This is a genomic window from Curtobacterium sp. MCBA15_016, assembly GCF_001865105.1.
GTDB lineage: Bacteria > Actinomycetota > Actinomycetes > Actinomycetales > Microbacteriaceae > Curtobacterium.
On sequence record NZ_MJGR01000042.1, the window covers coordinates 3511 to 5946 of the forward strand.

Annotated in this window: 2 protein-coding genes and 1 pseudogene; all 3 read left to right on the plus strand. The window is 73.5% G+C overall.

From position 1 onward, the window contains the following. Positions 1-546, plus strand: a pseudogene (locus tag BIV03_RS16015) (tRNA (adenine-N1)-methyltransferase); the annotation flags it as partial. Between the two features lie 43 nt (positions 547-589). Then, positions 590-1519, plus strand: coding sequence for a hypothetical protein (locus tag BIV03_RS16020; RefSeq protein WP_071296404.1), 930 nt, complete (start codon positions 590-592; stop codon positions 1517-1519). A 71-nt stretch (positions 1520-1590) separates the two neighbouring features. After that, on the plus strand, positions 1591-2436 hold an 846-nt coding region (locus tag BIV03_RS16025), incomplete at its 3' end, for a YafY family protein (RefSeq protein WP_254790930.1).

Genomic DNA, 2436 nt, shown 5'->3' on the forward strand with positions numbered 1-2436 from the left:
GTCGGCGACCTCGTCGAGGAGCTGCCCGGCGCCGCCGAACCGCAGAGCGTCGACCGGGTCGTGCTCGACATGCTCGCGCCGTGGGAGTGCGTCGACGCCGCAGCGGACGCCCTCGTCCCCGGTGGTCTCATCGTCTGCTACGTCGCGACCGTCACGCAGCTGTCCCGCACGGCCGAGGCGCTCCGCGACACCGGGCGCTTCACGGACCCGCAGTCCAGCGAGACCCTCGTCCGCACCTGGCACGTCGAGGGCCTCGCCGTCCGCCCGGACCACCGCATGGTCGGTCACACCGGGTTCCTCGTCACGGCACGCCGGCTGGCCGACGGTGTCGTGCTGCCGAACCTGAAGCGTCGCGCAGGCAAGGCGGAGTTCTCCGACGAGGACGTCGAGGCCTGGACGCCCGGCGCCGTCGGCGAGCGGTCGGCCAGCGACAAGAAGCTCCGCAAGGTCGCGCGACAGGCGGCGGCACAGGCCCGCAAGGTCGCCGCAGCCGAGGCCGGGCCCGCCGCGTCCGACGCGGACGGCGCTGCTGAGGACGACCGGTAGGCTACGCGACGTGCCCGTCCTGCATCGAACGGAAAGAGGGTCCGTGCGCACCATCCCCGCACTCCTGGTCACCATCGGCCTCGCCGCAGCACTCACCGGGTGCGCGGCGAGCGGGGCCGGTTCCACGCCGTCGAGCTGCGCCGCTCCCGGTGCCGCGTCCGAGGCGGTCACCGCCACGGGTGCGTTCGGCAAGGAGCCGAAGGTCAACATCCCGAGCGGCCTCACCACGAAGGGCACCCAGGTCTCGGTCCTCCGCCAGGGCGAGGGTCGCGAGATCGAGGACGGCACGCCCGTCGTGATCGAGTACACCCTCGTCGACGGTGCGACCGGCGAGGTCGCACAGACGAGCGGGTACTCCGGCCAGACCGCCCCGATCACCGCGGGCGCCGACAACTACGGGGCGCTCGGCGCCTCCCTCGAGTGCGCGCACGTCGGCGACCGCCTCGCCGTCGCACTGCCGAAGAGCGCCCTGAGCTCCTCGACCACCGGCGACACGGGGACCTCGTCGACCAAGACCGAGGACGCCGTCATCGCCGTCATCGACGTCAAGAAGGCCTTCGACGCGCGTGCGACCGGCACGCCGCAGCTCGCCGGGGACGGGATGCCCGCCGTCGTCCTCGCGCCGTCGGGTGCGCCCGGCATCACGATCCCCTCGTGGTCCGCGCCGAAGTCGGACGAGACGCACCTGCTCCGCAAGGGGCACGGCGCCGAGCTCACCGACAAGGACACCGCCGTCATCAAGTACACCGCCGTGTCGTGGCCCGCTGACGGCACCGACGCCTCGGTGGCCGGCTCCAGCTGGACCGACGGCTCGGGCGCGCAGACCGTGCCGCTCGCCAAGGGCCAGGTGCAGGAAGGCGTCCGGAACGCCATCGTCGGGCACCGTGTCGGCGACCAGGTGCTCACGATCGTGCACCAGCAGGGCGCGGCGTACGCGTACGTGATCGACGTCCTCGGGAAGATCTCCGCCTGACCCTCCCGGACCGTCCACGGACCGCGGCGCGGGTGCACTCCGGTGCACCCGCGCTGCCGTAGGATCGGCTCGTGCCAGCGACCCGTGTGCCCCGTGTGCCTGCCGAGGAACGGCTGTTCAGCCTGGTGCTCGCGCTGCTCTCGACGGAGTCCGGGCTGACGAAGTCCGAGATCCTGGCCAACGTGCAGGGCTACCGGCAGCGGTTCACGACGGGCGGCGACAACGCCTCGCTGGAGCGCCAGTTCGAGCGCGACAAGGACGACGTCCGCGAGCTGGGCATCCCGCTCGAGACCATCGAGACCCCGGGTGCCGCCGGCAACAACCAGACGCTCCGCTACCGGATCCCGAAGGGCGAGTACGACCTGCCCGTCGACGTCCGCTTCACGCCGGACGAGTCCGCGCTCCTGTCCCTCGCCGCGATGGCCTGGCGCGAGGGGGCGCTCTCCGCCGACTCCCGTCGCGGCCTGCTCAAGGTGCGGTCCGCCGGATCCGAGGACGACGGCGCCGGGGCCCTCGGCGTCGACGCGTACGCCCCGCGTCTCCGCGCCCGTGACGTCGCCTTCGAGCCGCTGCGCTCGGCGCTCGACCGGTCCGCCGCGGTCCGCTTCGACTACATCACGCCGGGGCAGCACGAGCCGCGTCGGCGTGCGGTGGCCCCGGTCGCCCTCGTCCAGCACGGCGGCCGCTGGATGCTCGCCGCGCACGAGTTCGCGACGGACAGCGAGAAGAACTACCTGCTCTCCCGGATCGTCGGGCCCGTCGCCCAGTACGAGGTCGGGCAGCACCCGGCCCCGGCCGGCGCGGGCGAACGCGCACTGGCGGAGCTCGAGCGCATCTGGGCGGCACGCACCGCCCGGATCCGGGTCGCACCGGGGTCGGACGCCGAACGTCGGCTCGCCCGCCGGCGGGACACCGAG